The 20,516-nt window shown below is 49.7% G+C and carries 20 protein-coding genes; 17 read left to right on the plus strand and 3 right to left on the minus strand.

Translation table 11 applies throughout. The features are described 5' to 3' along the window. Nucleotides 1-76 precede the first annotated feature (76 nt). From cysH to GC128_RS15345, 5 genes are all read left to right on the plus strand, one after another. Nucleotides 77-808 (plus strand): phosphoadenosine phosphosulfate reductase, encoded by a 732-nt coding sequence (cysH, locus tag GC128_RS15325; protein WP_151995039.1) that lies wholly within the window; start codon nucleotides 77-79, stop codon nucleotides 806-808. Nucleotides 809-1,177: 369 nt separating this feature from the next. Then, on the plus strand, nucleotides 1,178-2,395 hold the full coding sequence (manD, locus tag GC128_RS15330) for a D-mannonate dehydratase ManD (protein WP_151995040.1): 1,218 nt from the start codon (nucleotides 1,178-1,180) through the stop codon (nucleotides 2,393-2,395). A gap of 23 nt (nucleotides 2,396-2,418) precedes the next feature. Then, nucleotides 2,419-4,194 carry a sodium:solute symporter family transporter gene (locus GC128_RS15335; protein ID WP_151995041.1) on the plus strand — a complete coding sequence of 592 codons (1,776 nt, stop codon included), beginning with the start codon at nucleotides 2,419-2,421 and terminating at the stop codon, nucleotides 4,192-4,194. A 95-nt stretch (nucleotides 4,195-4,289) separates the two neighbouring features. After that, nucleotides 4,290-5,066 (plus strand): SDR family NAD(P)-dependent oxidoreductase, encoded by a 777-nt coding sequence (locus GC128_RS15340; RefSeq protein WP_151995042.1) that lies wholly within the window; start codon nucleotides 4,290-4,292, stop codon nucleotides 5,064-5,066. Nucleotides 5,067-5,178: 112 nt separating this feature from the next. After that, on the plus strand, nucleotides 5,179-5,874 hold the full coding sequence (locus GC128_RS15345) for a FadR/GntR family transcriptional regulator (RefSeq protein ID WP_134184422.1): 696 nt from the start codon (nucleotides 5,179-5,181) through the stop codon (nucleotides 5,872-5,874). On the opposite strand, the gene GC128_RS15350 is transcribed toward GC128_RS15345, so the two are convergent. Beyond that, on the minus strand, nucleotides 5,869-7,977 hold the full coding sequence (locus GC128_RS15350) for a heparinase II/III domain-containing protein (RefSeq protein ID WP_151995043.1): 2,109 nt from the start codon (nucleotides 7,975-7,977) through the stop codon (nucleotides 5,869-5,871). The two genes, GC128_RS15345 and GC128_RS15350, sit on opposite strands and share 6 nt — an antisense overlap. Before the next feature lie 162 nt (nucleotides 7,978-8,139). Further along, on the minus strand, nucleotides 8,140-9,180 hold the full coding sequence (locus GC128_RS15355; RefSeq protein WP_151995044.1) for an aminopeptidase: 1,041 nt from the start codon (nucleotides 9,178-9,180) through the stop codon (nucleotides 8,140-8,142). A gap of 268 nt (nucleotides 9,181-9,448) precedes the next feature. Here GC128_RS15355 and cysD point away from each other — a divergent pair, with 268 nt between their 5' ends. From cysD to truD, 8 genes are all read left to right on the plus strand, one after another. Continuing rightward, a complete protein-coding gene (gene cysD, locus GC128_RS15360) occupies nucleotides 9,449-10,357 on the plus strand; it encodes a sulfate adenylyltransferase subunit CysD (protein WP_034497961.1) in 909 nt (302 codons plus the stop codon). 11 nt (nucleotides 10,358-10,368) lie between these two features. After that, nucleotides 10,369-11,796, plus strand: coding sequence for a sulfate adenylyltransferase subunit CysN (gene cysN, locus GC128_RS15365; RefSeq protein ID WP_151995045.1), 1,428 nt, complete (start codon nucleotides 10,369-10,371; stop codon nucleotides 11,794-11,796). Then, the gene (gene cysC, locus GC128_RS15370) at nucleotides 11,796-12,401 is read left to right on the plus strand and encodes an adenylyl-sulfate kinase (protein ID WP_151995046.1); all 606 of its coding nucleotides are present in this window, start codon (nucleotides 11,796-11,798) and stop codon (nucleotides 12,399-12,401) included. Before cysN ends, cysC begins: the two co-directional genes overlap by 1 nt. Nucleotides 12,402-12,452: 51 nt before the next feature. Next, on the plus strand, nucleotides 12,453-12,776 hold the full coding sequence (locus tag GC128_RS15375; RefSeq protein WP_151995047.1) for a DUF3561 family protein: 324 nt from the start codon (nucleotides 12,453-12,455) through the stop codon (nucleotides 12,774-12,776). A gap of 184 nt (nucleotides 12,777-12,960) precedes the next feature. Beyond that, nucleotides 12,961-13,275, plus strand: coding sequence for a cell division protein FtsB (gene ftsB / locus GC128_RS15380; RefSeq protein ID WP_151995048.1), 315 nt, complete (start codon nucleotides 12,961-12,963; stop codon nucleotides 13,273-13,275). A 20-nt stretch (nucleotides 13,276-13,295) separates the two neighbouring features. Beyond that, nucleotides 13,296-14,006, plus strand: a complete 711-nt coding sequence (gene ispD, locus GC128_RS15385; RefSeq protein WP_151995049.1) for a 2-C-methyl-D-erythritol 4-phosphate cytidylyltransferase — start codon at nucleotides 13,296-13,298, stop codon at nucleotides 14,004-14,006. After that, nucleotides 14,006-14,485, plus strand: a complete 480-nt coding sequence (gene ispF, locus GC128_RS15390) for a 2-C-methyl-D-erythritol 2,4-cyclodiphosphate synthase (protein ID WP_064513312.1) — start codon at nucleotides 14,006-14,008, stop codon at nucleotides 14,483-14,485. Before ispD ends, ispF begins: the two co-directional genes overlap by 1 nt. After that, nucleotides 14,485-15,531 carry a tRNA pseudouridine(13) synthase TruD gene (gene truD / locus GC128_RS15395; RefSeq protein ID WP_407643509.1) on the plus strand — a complete coding sequence of 349 codons (1,047 nt, stop codon included), beginning with the start codon at nucleotides 14,485-14,487 and terminating at the stop codon, nucleotides 15,529-15,531. Before ispF ends, truD begins: the two co-directional genes overlap by 1 nt. A 321-nt stretch (nucleotides 15,532-15,852) precedes the next feature. Here truD and GC128_RS15400 read toward each other — a convergent pair whose 3' ends face one another. Beyond that, nucleotides 15,853-16,041, minus strand: a complete 189-nt coding sequence (locus GC128_RS15400; RefSeq protein ID WP_226812138.1) for a helix-turn-helix domain-containing protein — start codon at nucleotides 16,039-16,041, stop codon at nucleotides 15,853-15,855. 619 nt (nucleotides 16,042-16,660) lie between these two features. Here GC128_RS15400 and surE point away from each other — a divergent pair. From surE to rpoS, 4 genes are all read left to right on the plus strand, one after another. After that, on the plus strand, nucleotides 16,661-17,422 hold the full coding sequence (gene surE / locus GC128_RS15405) for a 5'/3'-nucleotidase SurE (protein ID WP_151995052.1): 762 nt from the start codon (nucleotides 16,661-16,663) through the stop codon (nucleotides 17,420-17,422). Further along, nucleotides 17,416-18,042, plus strand: a complete 627-nt coding sequence (locus GC128_RS15410; protein WP_151995053.1) for a protein-L-isoaspartate(D-aspartate) O-methyltransferase — start codon at nucleotides 17,416-17,418, stop codon at nucleotides 18,040-18,042. Before surE ends, GC128_RS15410 begins: the two co-directional genes overlap by 7 nt. Nucleotides 18,043-18,173: 131 nt before the next feature. Next, on the plus strand, nucleotides 18,174-19,304 hold the full coding sequence (gene nlpD, locus GC128_RS15415; protein ID WP_151995054.1) for a murein hydrolase activator NlpD: 1,131 nt from the start codon (nucleotides 18,174-18,176) through the stop codon (nucleotides 19,302-19,304). Between the two features lie 183 nt (nucleotides 19,305-19,487). Beyond that, nucleotides 19,488-20,480, plus strand: a complete 993-nt coding sequence (rpoS, locus tag GC128_RS15420) for an RNA polymerase sigma factor RpoS (RefSeq protein WP_151995055.1) — start codon at nucleotides 19,488-19,490, stop codon at nucleotides 20,478-20,480. Nucleotides 20,481-20,516: the final 36 nt, after the last annotated feature.

Consider the following 20,516-nt stretch of genomic DNA (forward strand, 5'->3'; position numbering starts at 1 on the left):
CCTACGAAAGACCGTTGTAGGGTGGATAGGCCGAAGGGGCCGTCCACCATGATATCAAGCAACTAGCGAGGCACGTATGTCGGTACTCGATCTAAAAGCGTTGAATGAACTGCCGAAAGTCGAGCGCATAATGGCGCTGGGCGAGGTCAACAGCCAGCTCGAAAAGCTTACGGCGCAGCAGCGCGTAACATGGTCGCTGGAAAACCTGCCGGGTGAGTTTGTGCTCTCCTCAAGCTTTGGTATTCAGGCGGCGGTGAGCCTGCATCTGGTCACTCAACAGTTTCCAGATATCCCGGTTATCCTGACCGACACCGGTTATCTGTTCCCGGAAACCTACCAGTTTATTGATGAGCTGACCGAGAAGCTGAAACTGAACCTGCAGGTGTTTAGTGCGAAGGAAAGTGCGGCCTGGCAGGAAGCGCGTTACGGCAAGCTGTGGGAGCAGGGCGTTGAAGGCATTGAGAAATACAATGACATCAACAAAGTCGAGCCGATGAACCGTGCGCTGCGTGAACTGAACGGGCAAACCTGGTTTGCTGGCCTGCGCCGTGAGCAATCTGGCAGCCGTGCGAATTTACCGGTGCTGGCGATTCAGCGCGAAGTCTTTAAAATCCTGCCAATCATCGATTGGGACAACCGCCAGGTTTACCAATACCTCACCGCCAACGGCTTGAAATACCATCCGCTGTGGGATCAGGGCTACCTTTCTGTCGGCGACACTCACACCACGCGTAAGTGGGAAGAGGGTATGGCAGAAGAAGAGACTCGTTTCTTTGGTCTGAAGCGTGAGTGCGGTTTGCACGAGTAATACACCTAAAGCACAATAATCCCGAAGCCTGTCGCGCAATACCGACGGGCTTTTTTATGATTAGAACCCGTCTTTATTTTTATTAGTCATACTAATAGATTCGTAATATTTCACAATCCCCGTCGCAACTGTAAATTCATCATTGTTATTAGTTTTAACATTACTCAACAAAATCAATGTATTATAAATGTTTATTTCAGGGATTTTCATAAATACCGCTAATATTTACTATCTGGCAACAAATAACCCCTCATCTGATAACTTAAAAATTACGACATTGTTCACACAACAGTCAGTTTATAAATACTATAGTACGACAAATAGAACAATTTACTCCCCCTGTCTTTTCTCAACCCTACGAGAGTTGCTATGAAGATCGAACGTATAAAAGTGCTGGTGAGCCGGCCTGGACGAAATTTTGTTACGGTAAAAATTGAAACGGACGAAGGGATTTATGGTGTGGGTGACGCCACACTGAATGGTAGGGAAATGGCCGTTGCAGCGTATCTGGAAGAGCACATTGCTCCGTGTCTTATTGGTAAAGATCCGCGCAATATCGAAGATATCTGGCAGTACCTTTATCGCGGTGCGTACTGGCGTAAAGGTCCGGTGACGATGACGGCGATCGGCGCAATCGACATGGCGTTGTGGGACATTCTGGGCAAACACGCGGGGCTGCCGGTCTGGCAACTGCTGGGTGGAAAAAGCCGTCAGGGCGTGACGGTGTATGTTCATGCCAACGGCGAAAGTATCGATGAAGTGCTGGATAACACGGCGAATTTTATTGAACAAGGCTACAAAGCCATTCGTCTGCAATGTGCGATTCCATCCACCAAAGGCACTTATGGCACGCTGGAAGGGAAGAAAAATTACTATGAGTTGCAGGGCAATCGCCCGTTGCCGCCGGAACAAGCGTGGTCTACGCGCAAATACATGAATTTCATACCTGAGTTGTTCAAAGCGGCTCGCGAACGTTTCGGTTACGGCATTGATTTATTGCATGATGTTCATAGTCGTCTGACACCAATAGAAGCGGCACGGCTAGGGAAAATGCTGGAGCCGTATGATTTGCTGTTTTTAGAAGACACCGTCACGGCAGAAAACCCGGCTGGTTATCAAATTATTCGCCAGCACACCACGACGCCGCTGGCCGTGGGTGAAATATTTAATACCATCTGGGATGCAAAAGAGTTAATCGAAACGCAATCGATAGATTATATCCGCACCGCAGTTTCACATGGCGGGGGAATAACACCGATGCGTAAGCTCAGTGCATTTGCCGACCTTTATCATGTGCGTATGGCACCGCATGGTGCACCGGATTTATCACCCATATCCACAATGGCCCATTTGCATCTTAATAGTTGGGCACCTAATTTTGGTATCCAGGAATTTGTTGGTTTTGGCACCCCTGAATTAAACAGCATCTTTAAATACGAACTGCCCCTCAAGGATGGAATGCTATTGGTTTCTGATAAACCAGGTTTGGGAATAGATATAGATGAAGCCGCCATGGGGAATTACCCCTATGTCAGATCTTATCTTCCTGTTAGCCGCCTCGAAGACGGAACGCTCTGGAACTGGTAATCCTCTGACCTAAGGGTACGATTATGATCTATGATACCGCTGTAATCTGTGGTTATTTCATCTTAATGGTGTTGATCAGTTTTATATTTAAAAAAATGGCCAGTAAATCCTCCAGTGATTATTTCCGTGGCGGTGGGCGCATGTTGTGGTGGATGGTGGGGGCGACGGCGTTTATGACGCAGTTTAGCGCCTGGACATTTACCGGAGCCGCCGGGAAAGCATTTAGCGATGGCTTTATGGTGGCTGCAATATTCCTCGGAAATACCATCGCATACGGAATTTCGTGGCTATGGTTTGCAAAACGTTTCCGCCAGGTGCGCGTAGACACGGCCACTGAAGTGATTCGTCATCGCTTTGGTTCGCAGAATGAGCACTTCTTCACATGGGTGATTATCCCACTGAGTATTCTGAGCGGCGCGGTAATGATGAATGCGCTGGCGATATTTGTTAGCACCGTTTTTGACTGGGATCTTTCGGTCACGATTTGGGTTACCGGTATTGTGGTGTTAATGATCTCGTTATTAAGCGGGGCCTGGGGCGTGGTTGCTTCTGACTTTGTACAAACCTTAATTGTTGCGGTCATTTCTATTGCCTGCGCCATTGTTGCATTAATCAACGTTGGCGGTCCGGTAAATATGGTCACTCACTTCCCATCCGGCTTTATTATGGGGCCGAATATGAATTACGGAGTGGTGATATTAGGTTCAGTTATCTTCTTTATTGTAAAACAGCTGCAAAATATAAATAACATGCAGGATTCTTACCGTTTCCTGAATGCGAAAGACTCGAAGAATGCCCAAAAGGCCGCTTTCTTTGCCATGATATTAATGGCTGTGGGTACGCTGATTTGGTTTATTCCACCGTGGGTTTCTGCCAGCCTTTATCCGGATGCCACTGCGCAATATGCCGCTCTCGGAAATAAAGCCTCGGACACTATTTATTTGAGCTTTGTTGAACGGGCAATGCCTGCGGGAACCGTTGGTTTGCTAGTCGCCGGTTTATTTGCCGCAACTATGTCGACAATGGACCCGGCTTTGAACCGCAACAGCGGCATTTTCGTGCGCAGTTTCTGGGTGCCGGTGGTTTGCCGTAATAAAAAGATCAGTGACCGTGCGGAGCTGTTTGCCGGGAAAATGTTCTGCATTGTGAACGGCTTGCTGGTGATTATTGTTTCGCTGTTCTTCAGTCATCTTGAAGGCATGAGTTTGTTTGACCTGATGATGTCGGTTTCAACCCTTGCTCAGGCTCCACTGCTGGTGCCGCTGTTCTTCGGCATGTTTATCAAGCGCACTCCGCGCTGGGCGGCGTGGGGAACTGTGGTATTCGGCATCTTTGTGTCGTGGATGTGTATGGATGTGTTGACCTCGAAAGCGCTCGGCCAGTTGCTGGGAATTGAGTTTACCAAACGCGAACTGAGCGAAATCAACGTCATCATTAACATCGTTGCGCATCTGGTTCTCACGGGTGGTTTCTTTATCTGCACCAAACTGTTCTATCGCGAAACGTCATATTCCGTGAAAGAGCAACAGCAGATTGAAACCTTCTTCAAGAATATTGAAACCGAAGTGGTGGAAGACGATCAGCAGAGCGTGTTTGACCGTCTGCAACGCGAAAAAATCGGCTTTATTACCATGCTGATGAGCGGCGGAATGGTGCTGATGGTGCTGATTCCAAACCCGCTGTGGGGGCGATTATTGTTCCTGGGGTGTGCCGCATCGATATTCCTCGTAGGGTATTTGCTGCGCCTGAGTTGCCGGGTGGAGCAGAATTCCCCACAGCAAGCGAAACATATGCTTTGACTCGCAAAAGCGCCTTTTACCGGGCGCTTTTCTTTTGCATAGCACGGATGGGTTGATAGTATTTGTAATACTAAATGACAAATAGAGGTGATCCGATGTTTTCTGATTTACGGAATAAACATGTATTAGTGACTGGCGCTTCGGCAGGCGTAGGTTTGGCAGCAGCAGAGGCATTTTTACGCTGCGGCGCAAAAGTGGGTATTAATGGCCGCCGCTCCGCGCAGGAGATGGAACCGCAGCTTGCCAGACTTCGCAGTTTAGGTGGCGAAGTTTGCTATTTCCCGGCTGATTTATCCCAGTCAGGTGCCTGTCAGCAATTGGTCAGCGCTTTTGTCGAACAATTTGGTGGCCTTGATGTGCTTATCAATAACGCCGGAGGTTTAGGTGGGCGTGCAGGTCTTGAGAGCATCGACGATGACTTCTATGACCGCGTCATGGACTTGAACGCACGCTCGGCATTAATGATGACCAAATATGCGATTCCTCATCTGCGTGAATCGGCAAAAATCAGCGGTGAAACTGCCTCGGTAATCAGCACCGGTTCGATTGCAGGGCGTGAAGGCGGCGGCATTGGCGCAGGTATTTACGCGGCGTCAAAAGCCTGGTTGCACGACATTCATCGCAATTGGGTGAAAGAGTTCACCAAAGATCATATTCGCTTCAACATTGTTTCGCCGGGCACCATTGATACCGCTTTCCACGAAGATAAACCGCAGGAACTGCGTGACAAGATTGCCGGGTCGATTGCGATGGGGCGTTTTGGGCGCAGTGAAGAGGTGGCTCCAAGCTTCCTGTTCTTTGCATCTCATAAAATGAGCGGCTACATTACCGGCCAGATTTTAGATGTAAATGGCGGCCAGATGGCCCCTTAAAGGTATCCGTCATACTTCGGGTTGCAGCGGTGCTGACTGCAACTCGAATTATTTTGGCTACATGGTTTAGTGATACACTAATTTCCTTCCCTTTTTCAGGTATGACAAAAGCATGCAATTCACAACCATTGCTACTACGCAACGCGGTCTGGATGGACTTATTGCCAGCGACATCGCCCGCAAGATTCTTTCCGGGCAACTTTTGCCGGGGGATATTTTGCCCAGCGAAGTGGAGCTTTGCGAACAGCTCGGAGTGAGCCGTACGGCATTGCGTGAGGCGCTCAAACTTGTGTCATCGAAAGGGATGCTTGAATCTCGCCCGAAAGTGGGAACCCGTGTTCGCCCGCGTAATAACTGGAATATCCTGGATGTTCAGTTGCTCGAGTGGATGAATGGCATGGAAGGGACGCTGGAAATGTATCACCAGTTTCTCGAGTTCCGCCGCGTTATTGAGCCGCATGCAACACGCCTTGCCGCGTTGAATGCCACCAGCGAGCAGCGTATTGAGCTTTCTCGAGTGCATGAAGAAATGTGCGCCGTAGCGAAAGAGTTCGATCCCGATCGTTGGGTCGATGTGGATACGCGCTTCCACCGTGCGATTTTCCTGGCTTCGGGAAATTGCTTCTATGCCCCGTTTGGCAATGTGCTGACCACCGTGTTTAAGTGGTTTATCAGCCATTCGTCGAAAGAAGGCGGCATGTGTCTGGAAGACCATCACCGCATTTATCGCGCGATTATGATTGGCGACGGTGAAGCCGCTTATGATGCATCTTTAGCGTTGATGACGGCAAGCAAACACCGTCTATAAAGGCTGTATCGAGAACTGCCCAAAACCAGGGCGGTTATCGACGATGATTTCCAACGCTTCATCTTGCACAAAATAGACCCCGACTTTGGTTTGAGCATTCAGTTCATGCTCGAGCACTTCGACACGTGTTACTTGCCCGCGCGCATTGCGTGAGGATTCGCTGGCTTCATCAAAATAGCCGTGGCTTTCAATAGTGGTGGCAAATACCACGTTGTCGCCATGAGTACGCCATAACCACGCAGGTTCAACACGTAAATTGAACTGCGGATCGCCAGCACCTGTCTGAGCAATAATCAGCTCGCCGCCCTGGGGCAACGCGCCCGTTGCGGTGTAAAAAGTATCACCATCAAGCCAGGTCAGTTGCCCATTTTCACCTTCAGGAACCGGGCTGCGGGCGCAATCCCATAAATGCTGATAGCCGTGCCGATCGCCTAATGGCTGCCATGACATCGAATAATTCAGTGGTAGCGAGGTGTTGATCAGTTGTCCACGCCCGTGCAGGCAATAATCATATTGATGTTTATCGCTGCTGCTTAGACTGAAAAGATCGAGCACCAACGGCTTTTCGCACTGCGGCACATTGAGTAATAACACCGTGCGCTGCTGGCTAACGCCGGGCCAGTCATCGTGGCTGCGAGCGCTCATCCCTTGGCCGTGTGGGTTATCGGTGATAAAGAAGTGCGTTTCACCGTGGTGCAGCGCGGCCTGGTTTTTATCGAAATTATGCTGACAGCCTTCATCTACCACCACCGTGTTGTGGGCGACGGTTTGTTTACAGTAGCTATTGTTTTCGGGAATGTAGCGCCCGCCAAATTTTGGTTCGATATTAACCCAGCGACCGAAACCGTAATCGCGTAAAAACTCGCGACCACGATTAAACAGGCTCAGGTGCAAGCCGTCGAAATGACCGTGGTTTAACGCCGAATGCATTCCGGCAATATTGCCGTGACCGCCCCAGTACAGCAGCGCCATATTGTCATCTTGCTGATTATCCCGCACCCGCAACACGCCGATAGCCCCACGCTCACCGTCCTGGCCATCACGAACTAACTGGCTTGGCCAGGGTAAAGATTGAGCTGGCGAATTTTCCAGATCCTCGCAAAGCGATAAAGCCCCGCGCCCCGGCCAGACGCATGACTGCCAGCGGGCCAACTCAGCCAGACGGGCATCCGCTCCGTAATGCTGCCAGCACAGACTGACGGCGATAACGGCACCTTCATCGCGTAAGTCCATCGTTTTTGACGCGTCATTTAAAGCCGGAAGCGTACCGTCGGGGAAGGCCAGCGCAAACAAGGTGTAACAAGCGCATTGAATAATACGATGGTTATATTCCCAGATATTCAGTTCAGGCTGGCGGCGGGAGATGGCTTCGGCGAGCAGCAGAAGAGGGCGCAGAGCAAAGCGCTGGTAATAAAGCCCTTCTATATAGTAACCGTCGCGTGAAAAGAGTTGGTTAAGCTGCGCGAAGAAGCCGCCAGTTTTGCTATCTCGCGCCAGGCCATACAGCGAATCCAGCACCCATTCGTCATCACCTAACACGTACCCGCAAATCGCGACCGCCGCGACCGACCACATCCCATGGTTATGCACAATATCGAAGGTTGAAGCGTGAGTATGTGTGGCGTCTTGCGCCATCAAACGCAGCAAATTGCTTTCAATATGTTGGATTTGTTCAGCGGTCGATTCAGTCTTTACACAGTGCCAGGCTTCAGCGGCATAGAGCAAAAACATATGTTCGTTAAGCGTCTGGTGGAATAAACGCCCTGGCGGATTGGTGTCGTGGCTGATGGCATCACCCAACTGCGGGTAGCGGTCGGCATAGACGCAGAGAATCTGAATCACCCGTTCTTTGTAACGCGCATCCTGATTAATGAGCCACAAACGGCCCGCAAGATTCATCATCTGGTAATTCAGTTTGTGCTGTGTGTGTTCCGGCCCGCCGCCTTCCCCATGCCCGGGAACCCACAGCGGTGCATTTAGCCATTGTTCAACTTGCTGCTGCTGGAGGCGCAGGGTTTCGCCCAGCAGAGTATTGCGCATCAAATGGATACGTAGCGCTGCGGCATCGTCGTTATCAATAAATAGCGGGGACCAGGTGGACATAGCCTTCTCTCTGACACTTATTAGTATGACTATTTAAGTTTCGGATACCGGGTTTTGTCCAGAATGAAAGGCGAAATGAGTCGGGCAGGTCACAAAACTGTGTTTTTATTAGTCATACTAAATGGCCGATTTTGTCGCTCCGGCCAGTTTAGATTTGCAGGGTTATTGCTTCGCTTTTGCCAGCTCTTTCACCAGTGGCAGCATCACTCGCACCGCATCATGGCTGCGTTTCTCGATGCGCGTTGGTAGCCATTTATCCAGATACTGTTGGTTATCGATTAAGCCATTATGCCAACTGGTCCCATCCGGGAAGGCTTTGCTTTTCGCTCGTTGCTGATAACCATCTTTCTTGCCCAATGACCAGTTAGTTGCTTCAACAGAAAGCACGGGAATGCCGGCTTCATCAAACACATCGGCATCGTTACAACAACCGGTTCCTTTCGGATATTTGGCATTTAGGCCTGGATTAGTCGCGGCTTTAACATTTAACTGGCGCGCCAGTTTTAATGCACGATCGCGCGTCAGCTTACTGACCGCTGTTGGTGTTGATTTACCGCTATTGAAATAGAGTTTGTCGCCGACAATCAGGTTATCGAGATTAATCACCAGCAATGTATTTTTCTTCTCGCGGCCCGACATGCGCTTAAGAACATCTTCCGCACCTTGTTTGCCAATTTCTTCACCACTGGTGGCGATAAAACGGATGCCATAGCGAGTTGGAATATCTTTCAGGCGCGTTGCAAGCTCAAGCATAACGCCCAGCCCTGAAGCATTGTCATCAACACCTTGCAGCGTTAAACCACCAAGATTGTTATTTACATCGTTATCACTGAGCGGTGAATAGGTATCGAGGTGCGCCATGATAATGATTTGCTGCGGCTCAATTCCTTCACGTGCGGCAATGACAGAGCTTGCACTGACGTTATGCCAGCTCTGATGGCCATCTTTGGTGGTGTACAAATAACGAGTGTTAAAGCGGCGAATATCGCTTTGGTAACCAAGCTGGCTAAATTGCTGCTTGATGTAGTCTGCGGCCAGCATTTCCGAGGGGCTACCGGTCATGCGTCCTGGGAATACCGTGGCAATGTGGCGTGTTTGTTGACTGGCAATTTTGCCTATTGGCGTTGTGTTGGCAACAGCGGGCAAGGTACAGCAAATGCTTAACGCCAGGCTGGTTAGCGAGTGGCGCATTGCGGAAAACATAGTGGAGGTCCTTCAACCAGGAAAATTTTTTGCACGCGTAGTATGAAACTGTGACGGACGTTACACAATTTCAATTGCTCTGAAAGCCACGTTAAATCGCTGGTTCAGCACATTTTGTTATTAGCATTCCCATGGCGTTATTCCTTTGTGGAACTACTCATTCCAATTCGTAATTTCATTACAAATAATCCTCAGTCGTATAGTCCCCTAATGAATTTTTAAACGGAGGTCATGGCCCTCCGCAATAAACCTCGGCTAAGGGAAGTTTATGGACCAGAAACGACTTACACACTTGCGGCAGTTGGAGGCGGAAAGCATCCATATCATCCGTGAGGTTGCCGCCGAATTTGCCAATCCGGTGATGATGTATTCCATCGGTAAAGACTCATCGGTGATGTTGCATTTGGCCCGTAAAGCCTTCTATCCAGGCACGCTTCCGTTCCCACTACTGCATGTCGATACCGGCTGGAAATTCCGTGAGATGTACGACTTCCGTGACCGCACCGCGAAAAACTACGGTTTTGAGTTGTTAGTGCATAAAAACCCGGAAGGAGTGGCGATGGGTATCAACCCATTCGTGCATGGCAGCGCCAAACATACTGACATCATGAAAACTGAGGGTTTGAAGCAGGCTCTGAGTAAATACGGTTTTGATGCCGCTTTCGGTGGCGCACGCCGCGATGAAGAAAAATCCCGTGCCAAAGAACGTATTTATTCGTTCCGTGACCGTTTCCATCGTTGGGACCCAAAAAACCAGCGCCCGGAGCTGTGGCACAACTACAACGGCCAGATTAATAAAGGTGAGAGCATTCGCGTGTTCCCACTTTCAAACTGGACCGAACTGGATATCTGGCAGTACATCTTCCTGGAAAATATTGAAATCGTTCCGTTGTATCTGGCAGCACCGCGTCCGGTGCTGGAGCGCGATGGCATGTTGCTGATGGTTGACGATGACCGCATCGATTTACAGCCAGGTGAAGTGATTGAGCAGAAAATGGTGCGCTTCCGTACCCTCGGCTGCTGGCCACTGACCGGCGCCGTTGAATCTGAAGCGCAGACATTGCCGGAAATCATCGAAGAGATGCTGGTTTCGACCACCAGTGAACGTCAAGGGCGGGCAATTGACCGCGACCAGGCAGGCTCGATGGAGCTTAAAAAACGCCAGGGTTATTTCTAAGGAGCCGCCAGATGAACACCACTATTGCACAACAAATTGCTGATGAAGGCGGCGTTGAAGCCTATCTGCACGCGCAACAAAACAAGAGCCTGCTGCGCTTTCTAACCTGCGGCAGCGTTGATGATGGTAAAAGTACGTTAATTGGCCGTCTTCTGCATGACACGCGCCAGATTTATGAAGACCAACTTTCTTCGCTGCATACCGATAGCAAACGTCACGGTACGCAGGGCGAGAAACTGGATCTAGCATTGCTGGTGGATGGTCTGCAGGCCGAGCGTGAACAGGGCATTACTATCGATGTGGCTTATCGTTATTTCTCGACGGAAAAACGTAAATTCATTATTGCCGATACCCCGGGGCATGAGCAGTACACTCGCAATATGGCGACTGGTGCTTCAACTTGCGACCTGGCGATCTTATTGATCGATGCGCGTAAAAGCGTGCTGGATCAAACGCGCCGACACAGTTTTATCTCCACGCTGCTGGGGATCAAACACTTGGTGGTAGCGGTCAACAAAATGGATCTGGTGAGCTTTAGCGAAGAGACATTTGAGCAGATCAAACAAGATTACCTGACTTTTGCTGAGCAACTGCCGTCCGATCTGGATATTCGCTTTGTGCCGCTTTCGGCACTTGAAGGGGATAACGTTGCCACGCAAAGCTCTAACATGCCGTGGTACACCGGCCCAACGCTTCTGGAACTTCTGGAAACGGTAGAAGTGAAGCGTATCGTTGAGCAACAGCCGATGCGTTTCCCGGTGCAGTACGTGAACCGCCCAAATCTGGATTTCCGTGGTTATGCCGGAACCCTGGCATCGGGCATCGTGAAAGTTGGGCAACGCGTTAAAGTCCTGCCGTCGGGCGTTGAGTCTGCCATTGCACGAATCGTCACTTTTGATGGAGATTTGCAACAAGCCGCTGCGGGCGAAGCTATTACGCTGGTGCTCAAAGATGAAATCGACATCAGCCGTGGCGACCTGCTGGTTGATGCCAGTGATACGCAGCCTGCGGTACAAACGGCGAAAGTCGATGTGGTGTGGATGGCTGAACAACCGTTGGTGCCAGGGCAAAGCTACGACATCAAAGTCGCCGGGAAGAAAACCCGTGCCCGTGTTGATAACATTCACTACCAGGTCGAAATTAACAGCCTGACACAGCGTCTGGTGGAAAGCCTGCCGTTGAACGGCATCGGTCTGGTAGATTTAACCTTCGACGAACCGCTGGTGCTGGATAAGTACCAGGAAAACCCGGTGACTGGCGGGTTGATTTTCATCGACCGTCTGACCAACGTGACGGTTGGTGCTGGCATGGTGCGTGAGCCACAAGAAGAGGTGTATCAGGAGCCGTCAGCGTTTAGCGCGTTTGAGCTGGAACTCAATGCACTGGTGCGTCGTCACTTCCCACATTGGGGTGCACGTGATTTGCTGGGAGGCAAATAATGGCTGAGCACGACGAAAACGTCGTCTGGCATGCCCATCCGGTCACGGCTGAGCAGCGTGAGCGTCTTCATCAGCACCGGGGCGCGGTGCTGTGGTTTACCGGGCTTTCGGGCTCGGGTAAATCGACTGTTGCCGGCGCGCTTGAAGAAGCGCTCCATCAGCTTGGTGTGAGCACGTACTTGCTTGATGGCGACAATGTGCGTCACGGTTTGTGTAGCGATTTGGGTTTTAGCGATGCCGATCGTAAAGAAAACATTCGTCGTGTTGGCGAAGTCGCCAATTTAATGGTCGATGCCGGGCTGGTGGTGCTAACCGCATTTATCTCGCCGCACCGTGCAGAACGGCAAATGGTGCGCGACCGTGTTGGCGAAGGGCGGTTTATCGAAGTGTTTGTTGATACTCCACTTTCCATCTGCGAAGCGCGCGACCCGAAAGGTTTATACAAAAAAGCCCGTGCGGGCGAGCTGCGTAACTTCACCGGAATTGACTCAGTCTATGAAGCACCAGTGAATCCGGAAATACACTTAGACGGCGAACAATTAGTAACAAATTTGATAGCCCAATTATTAGACCTGTTGCGTCGTGACGTTATTATCAAAACCTAAGACATTGCCAGGCGCGTAACGTGCCTGGCTTGCAGGGTTTACGGAATCGTTATGCGCAATGGCACTAACATGGCAATTACATCGGCTGAAGCAAGCCCTGGTACCGAAGAGACAACCTGGTCATTGGCCGGCGCGTTCATCGGTTTTTTGTCATGGCTATTGGCGCTGGGTATTCCTTTCCTGATTTATGGCCCTAACACGCTGTTTTTCTTCCTCTATACTTGGCCATTTTTCCTCGCTTTACTTCCTGTAGCGGTCGTCGTGGGAATTGCGCTGCACTCCCTTCTACTAGGTCGTTTAATCTTTAGCTGCATTGCTACGGTGCTTGCCGTAACGCTGATGTTCGGCATCCTGTTCTTATGGCTGATGGGTTAATCTTAAAATATTCGCCAAACCGTAACAGACTATTTATGGCTGCATGCCCGCTAACTCACCTGCAAACGCGCATGTTGGCGCTTTCTGTGATAAATTCTGCCGCAAATACGAAGGGCCACCTTGTGTCCAGAGCGAAGCTCGATAAAATTTTGTGCGATGATTGTGCCGTTTTTCAGGGGGCAGGATGGGTAAACTAACGCTGCTATTGCTGGCCTTGTTGGTCTGGCTGCAGTATTCGCTGTGGTTTGGAAAAAACGGCGTACATGACTACACGCGAGTAAATGACGACGTTACTGCACAGCAGGCGACGAACGCTAAACTCAAAGCGCGTAACGATCAGCTGTTTGCGGAAATTGACGATCTTAATGGCGGGCAGGAAGCCATTGAAGAACGTGCACGCAATGAATTAAGCATGACCAAGCCGGGTGAAACTTTCTACCGCCTGGTACCCGATAGCTCTAAGCGCTTAACTAACAGTGCCGGGCAGAACAATCGATAATCAAGCGTAAGTGAATCTACATGGCAGACTCCTCCCCGGACGTAATTGCCGTGGTGCCGGCAGCAGGTATCGGCAGCCGCATGCAAACGGAATGTCCTAAGCAATATCTAAAAATCGGCGATAAAACTATTCTTGAACACGCAGTGGCGAGCCTGATGGCTCATCCACGCGTGGCTCATGTCGTTATTGCCATTAGCCCAACCGATAGCTGGTTTGCCTCTTTGCCCCTTGCCTCCAATCCAAATATCACCGTGATAAACGGCGGCGCACAGCGTGCTGACTCGGTGCTTGCTGGGCTAAACGTGGTGCAAAATGCGCAATGGGTTTTGGTGCACGATGCTGCGCGGCCTTGCTTGCACTCGGATGATTTAGCACGGTTGTTGGCAATTACCGAAACCAGCAAAATTGGCGGCATTCTGGCGGCTCCGGTACGCGACACTATGAAGCGTGGAGAGCCAGGCAAAAGCCTGATTGCTCACACCGTCGATCGCGAAGACCTTTGGCACGCTTTAACGCCACAGCTGTTCCCTCTGGAACTACTGCGCAGTTGTTTGCAGCGCGCACTTGATGAGCACGCCTCAATCACTGACGAAGCCTCGGCGCTTGAGTATTGTGGCTTCCATCCCGAATTAATTAGCGCCCGCGCCGATAATATAAAAGTGACTCGTCCTGAAGACCTAGCGTTGGCGGAGTTTTACCTCACGCGGTTAACCCAAACGGAGAATAAATAATGCGTATTGGACATGGTTTTGATGTACATGCCTTTGGTGGCCCAGGGCCAATTATCATTGGCGGCGTACGTGTGCCTTTCGAACAGGGGCTGCTTGCACACTCGGATGGCGATGTCGCTCTGCACGCATTAACCGATGCTTTGTTAGGTGCGGCCGCAATGGGGGATATCGGCAAATTATTCCCGGATACAGACCCGTCATTTAAAGGTGCAGACAGCCGTGAGCTGTTGCGCGAAGCCTGGCGTCGTATTCAGGCGAAGGGCTACACATTGGGTAACGTCGATGTGACGATTATTGCCCAAGCTCCAAAAATGGCTCCGCACATCCCACAGATGCGCGTGTTTATTGCCGAAGATCTCGGCTGCCATATGGACGATGTGAACGTAAAAGCGACCACCACTGAGAAACTCGGTTTTACAGGCCGTGGTGAAGGCATCGCTTGCGAAGCGGTCGCTTTGCTGCATAAGGCGCGCAAATAATGGATATGCAGAATCTGACCTGGCTGCACGGCAAGCCACAAGGCACCGGATTAATCAAAGCCAGTCCAGAGGACTTCGTAGTTATTGAAGACCTGGGTTTTGGGCCGGATGGTGACGGTGAGCAACTCCTGTTACGCATCCTGAAAAATGGCTGCAACACCCGTTTTGTTGCTGACGCGCTGGCGAAATATCTGAAGGTTCCAGCCCGCGAAGTGAGCTTTGCCGGGCAGAAAGACAAGCATGCAGTAACCGAACAGTGGTTCTGTGTACGCCTTCCGGGCAAAGAAATGCCGGATATGAGCGGGTTTGAGCTTGAAGGCTGTCAGGTGCTGGAATATGCCCGTCATCGCCGTAAATTGCGCCTCGGTGCTTTGAAGGGTAATCGTTTTACGTTGGTGCTGCGTGAAGTGAGTGACCGTGCCGATATTGAGCAGCGTTTGAATACAATTTTGCATCGTGGAGTGCCGAATTATTTCGGTAGCCAGCGTTTTGGTATTGCAGGTAATAACCTGCACCAGGCAGTGCGCTGGGCGCAAACCAATGCACCTATCCGCGATCGTAATAAGCGCAGTTTTTATCTGTCCGCTGCTCGTAGCGCCATGTTTAACCAGATCGTCAGCGAAAGGCTGAAAAAGTCTGATTTCAACCAGGTTATCGATGGTGATGCGCTGCAACTTGCCGGGCGCGGAAGCTGGTTTGTTGCCACGCAGGAAGAGCTTCCTGAGCTGCAAAATCGCGTTGATAGCGGTGAATTATTGATTACTGCACCGCTACCGGGTGACGGTTCCTGGGGCACGCAGAACGCCGCGCTGGAGTTTGAACAGAGCTGTGTTGCTGGGGAAACGGATTTGCAGGGGTTGCTGGTGCGTGAGCGTGTCGAAGCGGCTCGCCGCGCCATGTTGGTTATGCCCAAAGAGTTGAGCTGGAGCTGGTGGGATGACATCACCGTTGAGCTGAATTTCTGGCTGCCAGCCGGCAGTTTTGCAACCAGCGTGGTGCGTGAATTAATGAACGCACCGGGTAATTACGCGGATATTGCAGAGTAAGGTAGTTTCTTAGCCAGGCAGATACGGGCAAATTTTCAGGGGGAATAGTGATATTCCCCCCTTTTAATTATTATTTTCTTTGTTCCCCTCCAAAATATCATTTTCTGTTATATACATTACCGCTATGATTTCATTCTGAATTTAATCTAGTTGTTGGCAGTTATATTTTCTTCACAAGCTCAGCAAGGTTCAACCATCCTGTATGCCTGGTAGGTAAATACAACAGGGAGATTTCCACAACGTGAGCCATTTTATGAAGAGACTTCATTAAAAATTGATTTGAAGTGATTTTATAACAGCTGGTAATTACTATCTCAGGCTTTATCTTTGCGTTAAATTCATTGTAATTGTCAATGCTAATGATGTTGGTTCAAGAGCACTCTTTATCCTAATAAATAAAGAGTTATTAAATACCTCGTTCATTTTATTAATAGCATGACTAACTGATGAGCTGGACGTTTCTAATAATTCAGCTGCATTAGTGACACTATTAGTGTCCATGACTATCAAAAATATAGAGATGATGTGTGTTAAATAAAATCATAAAATAATTAACTACTTGATCAGACTAAGCATATTAATAAAAAGCAAAAGAAACTAAAGTATATCTGCCTTGCCGTTTAACTAAAAGTTGATGATTCAATAGGTAAATTCTGAATATTAATGATTTAAGCTATTTTAGCTATTATTAACTAATTGATGTTTAGTATTATTAATTTTGTGTTTTTTTTATTCGAAAAAATAACAAAATGATTGAAACAATAAAATGGATCCTCGTTTAGCGACAATCGATTTCTTTGGATGGGTGGGATGTGTAATTTTGGCTGCGAAGGCGGTTCTTTAACCGTACAACATGCTGTTATGCCAGTCTTTGTTATCAATCCAATCCACACACCACAGAAGGTGATTTAGTCAACTCGGGATTGTATAGTAGCCCCTGGAGTGGCGTTTGTTGTGAATGTTGCAAAAATAGCAACAATTTCATGACAGGTGCACTAAAATCAGCAGAATGGGATAAAACAACAAGTTGGACCGTTTTGAGCGGGTAAAAAATCCCAGAAAGTTATGATGTCGGGAGCCAACATGTGGTTTTATCCTTTTCATATAAAAGAAGCTTTGTAAATTTAATATGAGAATACTTTTGAGTAACGATGACGGGGTCAACGCGCCGGGCATTCAAGTTTTGGCGGCCCGACTAAGGGAATTTGCTGACGTGCAGGTGGTAGCCCCCGACCGTAATCGCAGTGGGGCATCAAACTCACTGACGCTCGAATCTTCATTGCGTACTTTCACGCTCGCAAACGGCGATATTTCTGTGCAGATGGGCACGCCGACTGACTGCGTTTACCTTGGCGTTAATGCCTTGATGCATCCGGCTCCTGAAGTGGTGGTTTCCGGGATCAACGCTGGCCCAAATCTGGGTGATGACGTTATCTATTCCGGCACAGTTGCGGCTGCGATGGAAGGGCGGCACTTAGGTATTCCGGCGCTGGCTGTTTCTCTTAATGGCCATGAGCATTATGAAACTGCCGCAGCGGTAACCTGTACGATTTTGCGTGCGCTGATGCGCGAGCCGCTGCGAACCGGGCGCATTTTAAATATTAATGTGCCTGATTTGCCACTTGATCAAATCAAAGGTATTCGTGTCACACGCTGCGGTAGCCGTCATCCTTCCGATAAAGTGATTCCGCAAGAAGATCCTCGCGGTAATACCCTGTATTGGATTGGTCCTCCGGGCGACAAATTTGATGCAGGCCCAGATACCGATTTTGCCGCTGTTGATGAAGGCTATGTGTCGGTTACGCCATTGCATGTCGACTTAACCGCCCACAGTGCTCGTGAGGTGGTTAGCCACTGGTTGAGCAAGTCAGGAGTGGATGAGCAATGGTAAGTAAACGTGTACAAACCCTTCTCGAACAGCTACGCAATCAAGGTATCAAGGACGAAAAAGTTCTTGATGCAATTGCGCAGGTACCTCGGGAAAAATTTGTCGATGAAGCGTTTGAGCACAAAGCCTGGGAAAACACTGCATTACCCATTGGCTCAGGCCAAACCATTTCGCAGCCTTATATGGTTGCAAGAATGACCGAGTTACTTGAACTGACTCCTGAGAGCCGTGTGCTGGAAATCGGTACGGGTTCCGGGTATCAAACTGCCATTCTGGCGCACCTGGTGCATCATGTTTGTTCAGTTGAACGCATTAAAGGCCTGCAATGGCACGCAAGGCGACGTTTAAAACAACTCGATCTGCACAATATCTCAACCCGTCACGGTGATGGTTGGCAGGGCTGGCATGCGCGCAGTCCATTTGACGCTATTATTGTTACGGCAGCACCGCCGGAGATTCCCAGCGAACTGTTAGCACAGCTGGATGAAGGTGGAATTTTAGTTCTCCCTGTCGGCGAAGATCGGCAATTTCTTAAACGGATTCGTCGCCAGAATGGGGAATTTGTCATTGATACGGTAGAAGCCGTTCGTTTTGTGCCCTTAGTGAAGGGGGAACTGGCATAACCTGGAAATATCTTGTTTTTTTCTAAGGGTTTTGGCGTAACGTAACGCGCAGCGAAATTTTGATAGCTGGCCTTAAGCGCCAGTTTTGCCGTATTTTCATACATAAGCATATGATTGTTTTTGGGGGATAAATGAGCGCGGGAAGCCCAACTTTTACTTTACGCCGTATTGCAGCGTTGTCGCTGGTTAGCCTTTGGTTAGCTGGCTGTACCAGCAATAACAGCCAGGCGCCTATTAGTTCTGTAGGTGGTAGCAGCAATGCCGGTGGCAGTTCATCTGGTGGAATGCTGATTACCCAGCCACCGAAAATGTCCACTCAAAGCCAGACTCCGCAAATTCAGCCTGTACAGCAGCAGCCAGTAATTCAACCGATGCAAACGCAACCGGTAGTTTCAACGCAAGTACAGACTGAAAATGGCCACATCGTTTATAACCGCCAGTATGGGAATATTCCTAAAGGTAGCTATACCGGCGGCAGCACGTACACAGTTAAACGTGGCGATACTCTTTTCTACATCGCGTGGATCACCGGGAACGATTTCCGTGACTTAGCCCAGCGCAACAATGTCCCCGCCCCGTACGGCTTAGAAGTAGGTCAGACCCTGCAAGTGGGCAGCTCTTCTGGGACGCCAATCACTGGCGGAAATGCGGTTACAACGGCTGATGCCAGCGCGCAAGGCGTCGCTCCGCCACCTGTGCAAAATACCACCGCAGTGGTTGCTTCTAAACCTGTAATTACGTATTCTGAGGATTCAGGTGAACAGAGTGCTAACAAAATGTTGCCGAATAATAAAGGTACTGCGACTGTCGTCACAGCACCGGTTACGGCACCTGTGGTTAGCTCTACGACTACTGTACCAACTGCCAGCAGCACGTCCGATAGCGCGCCAATTTCAACCTGGCGCTGGCCGACTGAAGGCAAGATTATTGAGAACTTCTCTGCTACTGAAGGTGGCAATAAAGGGATCGATATCGCAGGCAGCAAAGGCCAGGCTGTTGTTGCTACCGCCTCCGGGCGAGTGGTGTATGCCGGTAACGCGCTGCGTGGTTACGGTAATCTAATCATCATTAAACACAACGATGATTACCTGAGTGCCTACGCCCATAACGATACAATGCTGGTCCGGGAACAACAAGAAATCACGGCGGGGCAGAAGATAGCTACCATGGGTAGCACCGGAACCAGTTCAACACGTTTACATTTTGAAATTCGTTACAAGGGGAAATCCGTCAACCCGCTGCGTTATTTACCGCAGCGATAAGCCGGCAAAATCCTAAGCTGCACATAGTTATTTAAGTGGTATCAAGGCGGCAACTGAGTGAATCCCCGGGAGCTTATTCAAGTAAGTGACTGGGGTGAATGAAGGTAGCCAACGCGGAGAACGCTTAAAGGACGAAGTGCAAGGTAGGTATTTTGCCCAGGGATCACGGGTAGGAGCCACCTTATGAGTCAGAATACGCTGAAAGTTAACGAGTTAAATGAAGACGCGGAATATGATGAGAATGGAGTTGAGGTCTTTGACGAAAAAGCCCTCGTAGAAGAGGAACCCAGTGATAACGACATAGCCGAAGAGGAGTTGTTGTCACAAGGTGCCACTCAGCGTGTGCTTGACGCAACTCAGCTTTATCTTGGGGAGATTGGTTATTCCCCATTATTAACAGCCGAAGAAGAGGTGTATTTTGCCCGCCGCGCACTGCGTGGTGATATCGCTTCTCGCCGACGCATGATTGAAAGTAACTTGCGTCTGGTGGTTAAGATTGCCCGCCGTTATAGCAATCGTGGTCTGGCTTTGCTGGACTTGATTGAAGAGGGGAATCTGGGGCTGATCCGTGCTGTTGAGAAGTTTGACCCAGAACGTGGGTTCCGTTTCTCAACATACGCAACATGGTGGATTCGTCAGACCATAGAACGGGCGATCATGAACCAAACCCGTACGATTCGTTTGCCGATTCATATCGTGAAAGAGCTGAACGTTTATCTGCGTACTGCTCGTGAGCTTTCCCACAAACTCGACCATGAGCCGAGTGCGGAAGAAATCGCCGAGCAACTGGATAAACCTGTTGATGATGTCAGCCGTATGCTGCGTCTCAACGAGCGCATTACTTCAGTAGACACCCCGTTGGGTGGTGACTCTGAAAAAGCGCTGCTAGACATTCTGGCTGACGAGAAAGACAACGGCCCGGAAGACACCACGCAAGACGATGATATGAAGCAGAGCATCGTGAAGTGGTTGTTTGAACTGAACGCTAAACAGCGTGAAGTGCTGGCTCGTCGTTTTGGCCTGTTAGGCTATGAAGCTGCAACACTGGAAGATGTTGGCCGTGAAATTGGTCTGACTCGTGAACGTGTTCGCCAGATTCAGGTAGAAGGTCTACGTCGTCTGCGCGAAATTTTGCAGGCTCAAGGACTGAATATCGAAGCGTTGTTCCGCGAATAATCGACTCTTCAAATAAAAAGCGGTGACTAAGGTCAC

The sequence above is a fragment of the Buttiauxella massiliensis genome, assembly GCF_902500225.1.
GTDB classification, from domain to species: domain Bacteria; phylum Pseudomonadota; class Gammaproteobacteria; order Enterobacterales; family Enterobacteriaceae; genus Buttiauxella; species Buttiauxella massiliensis.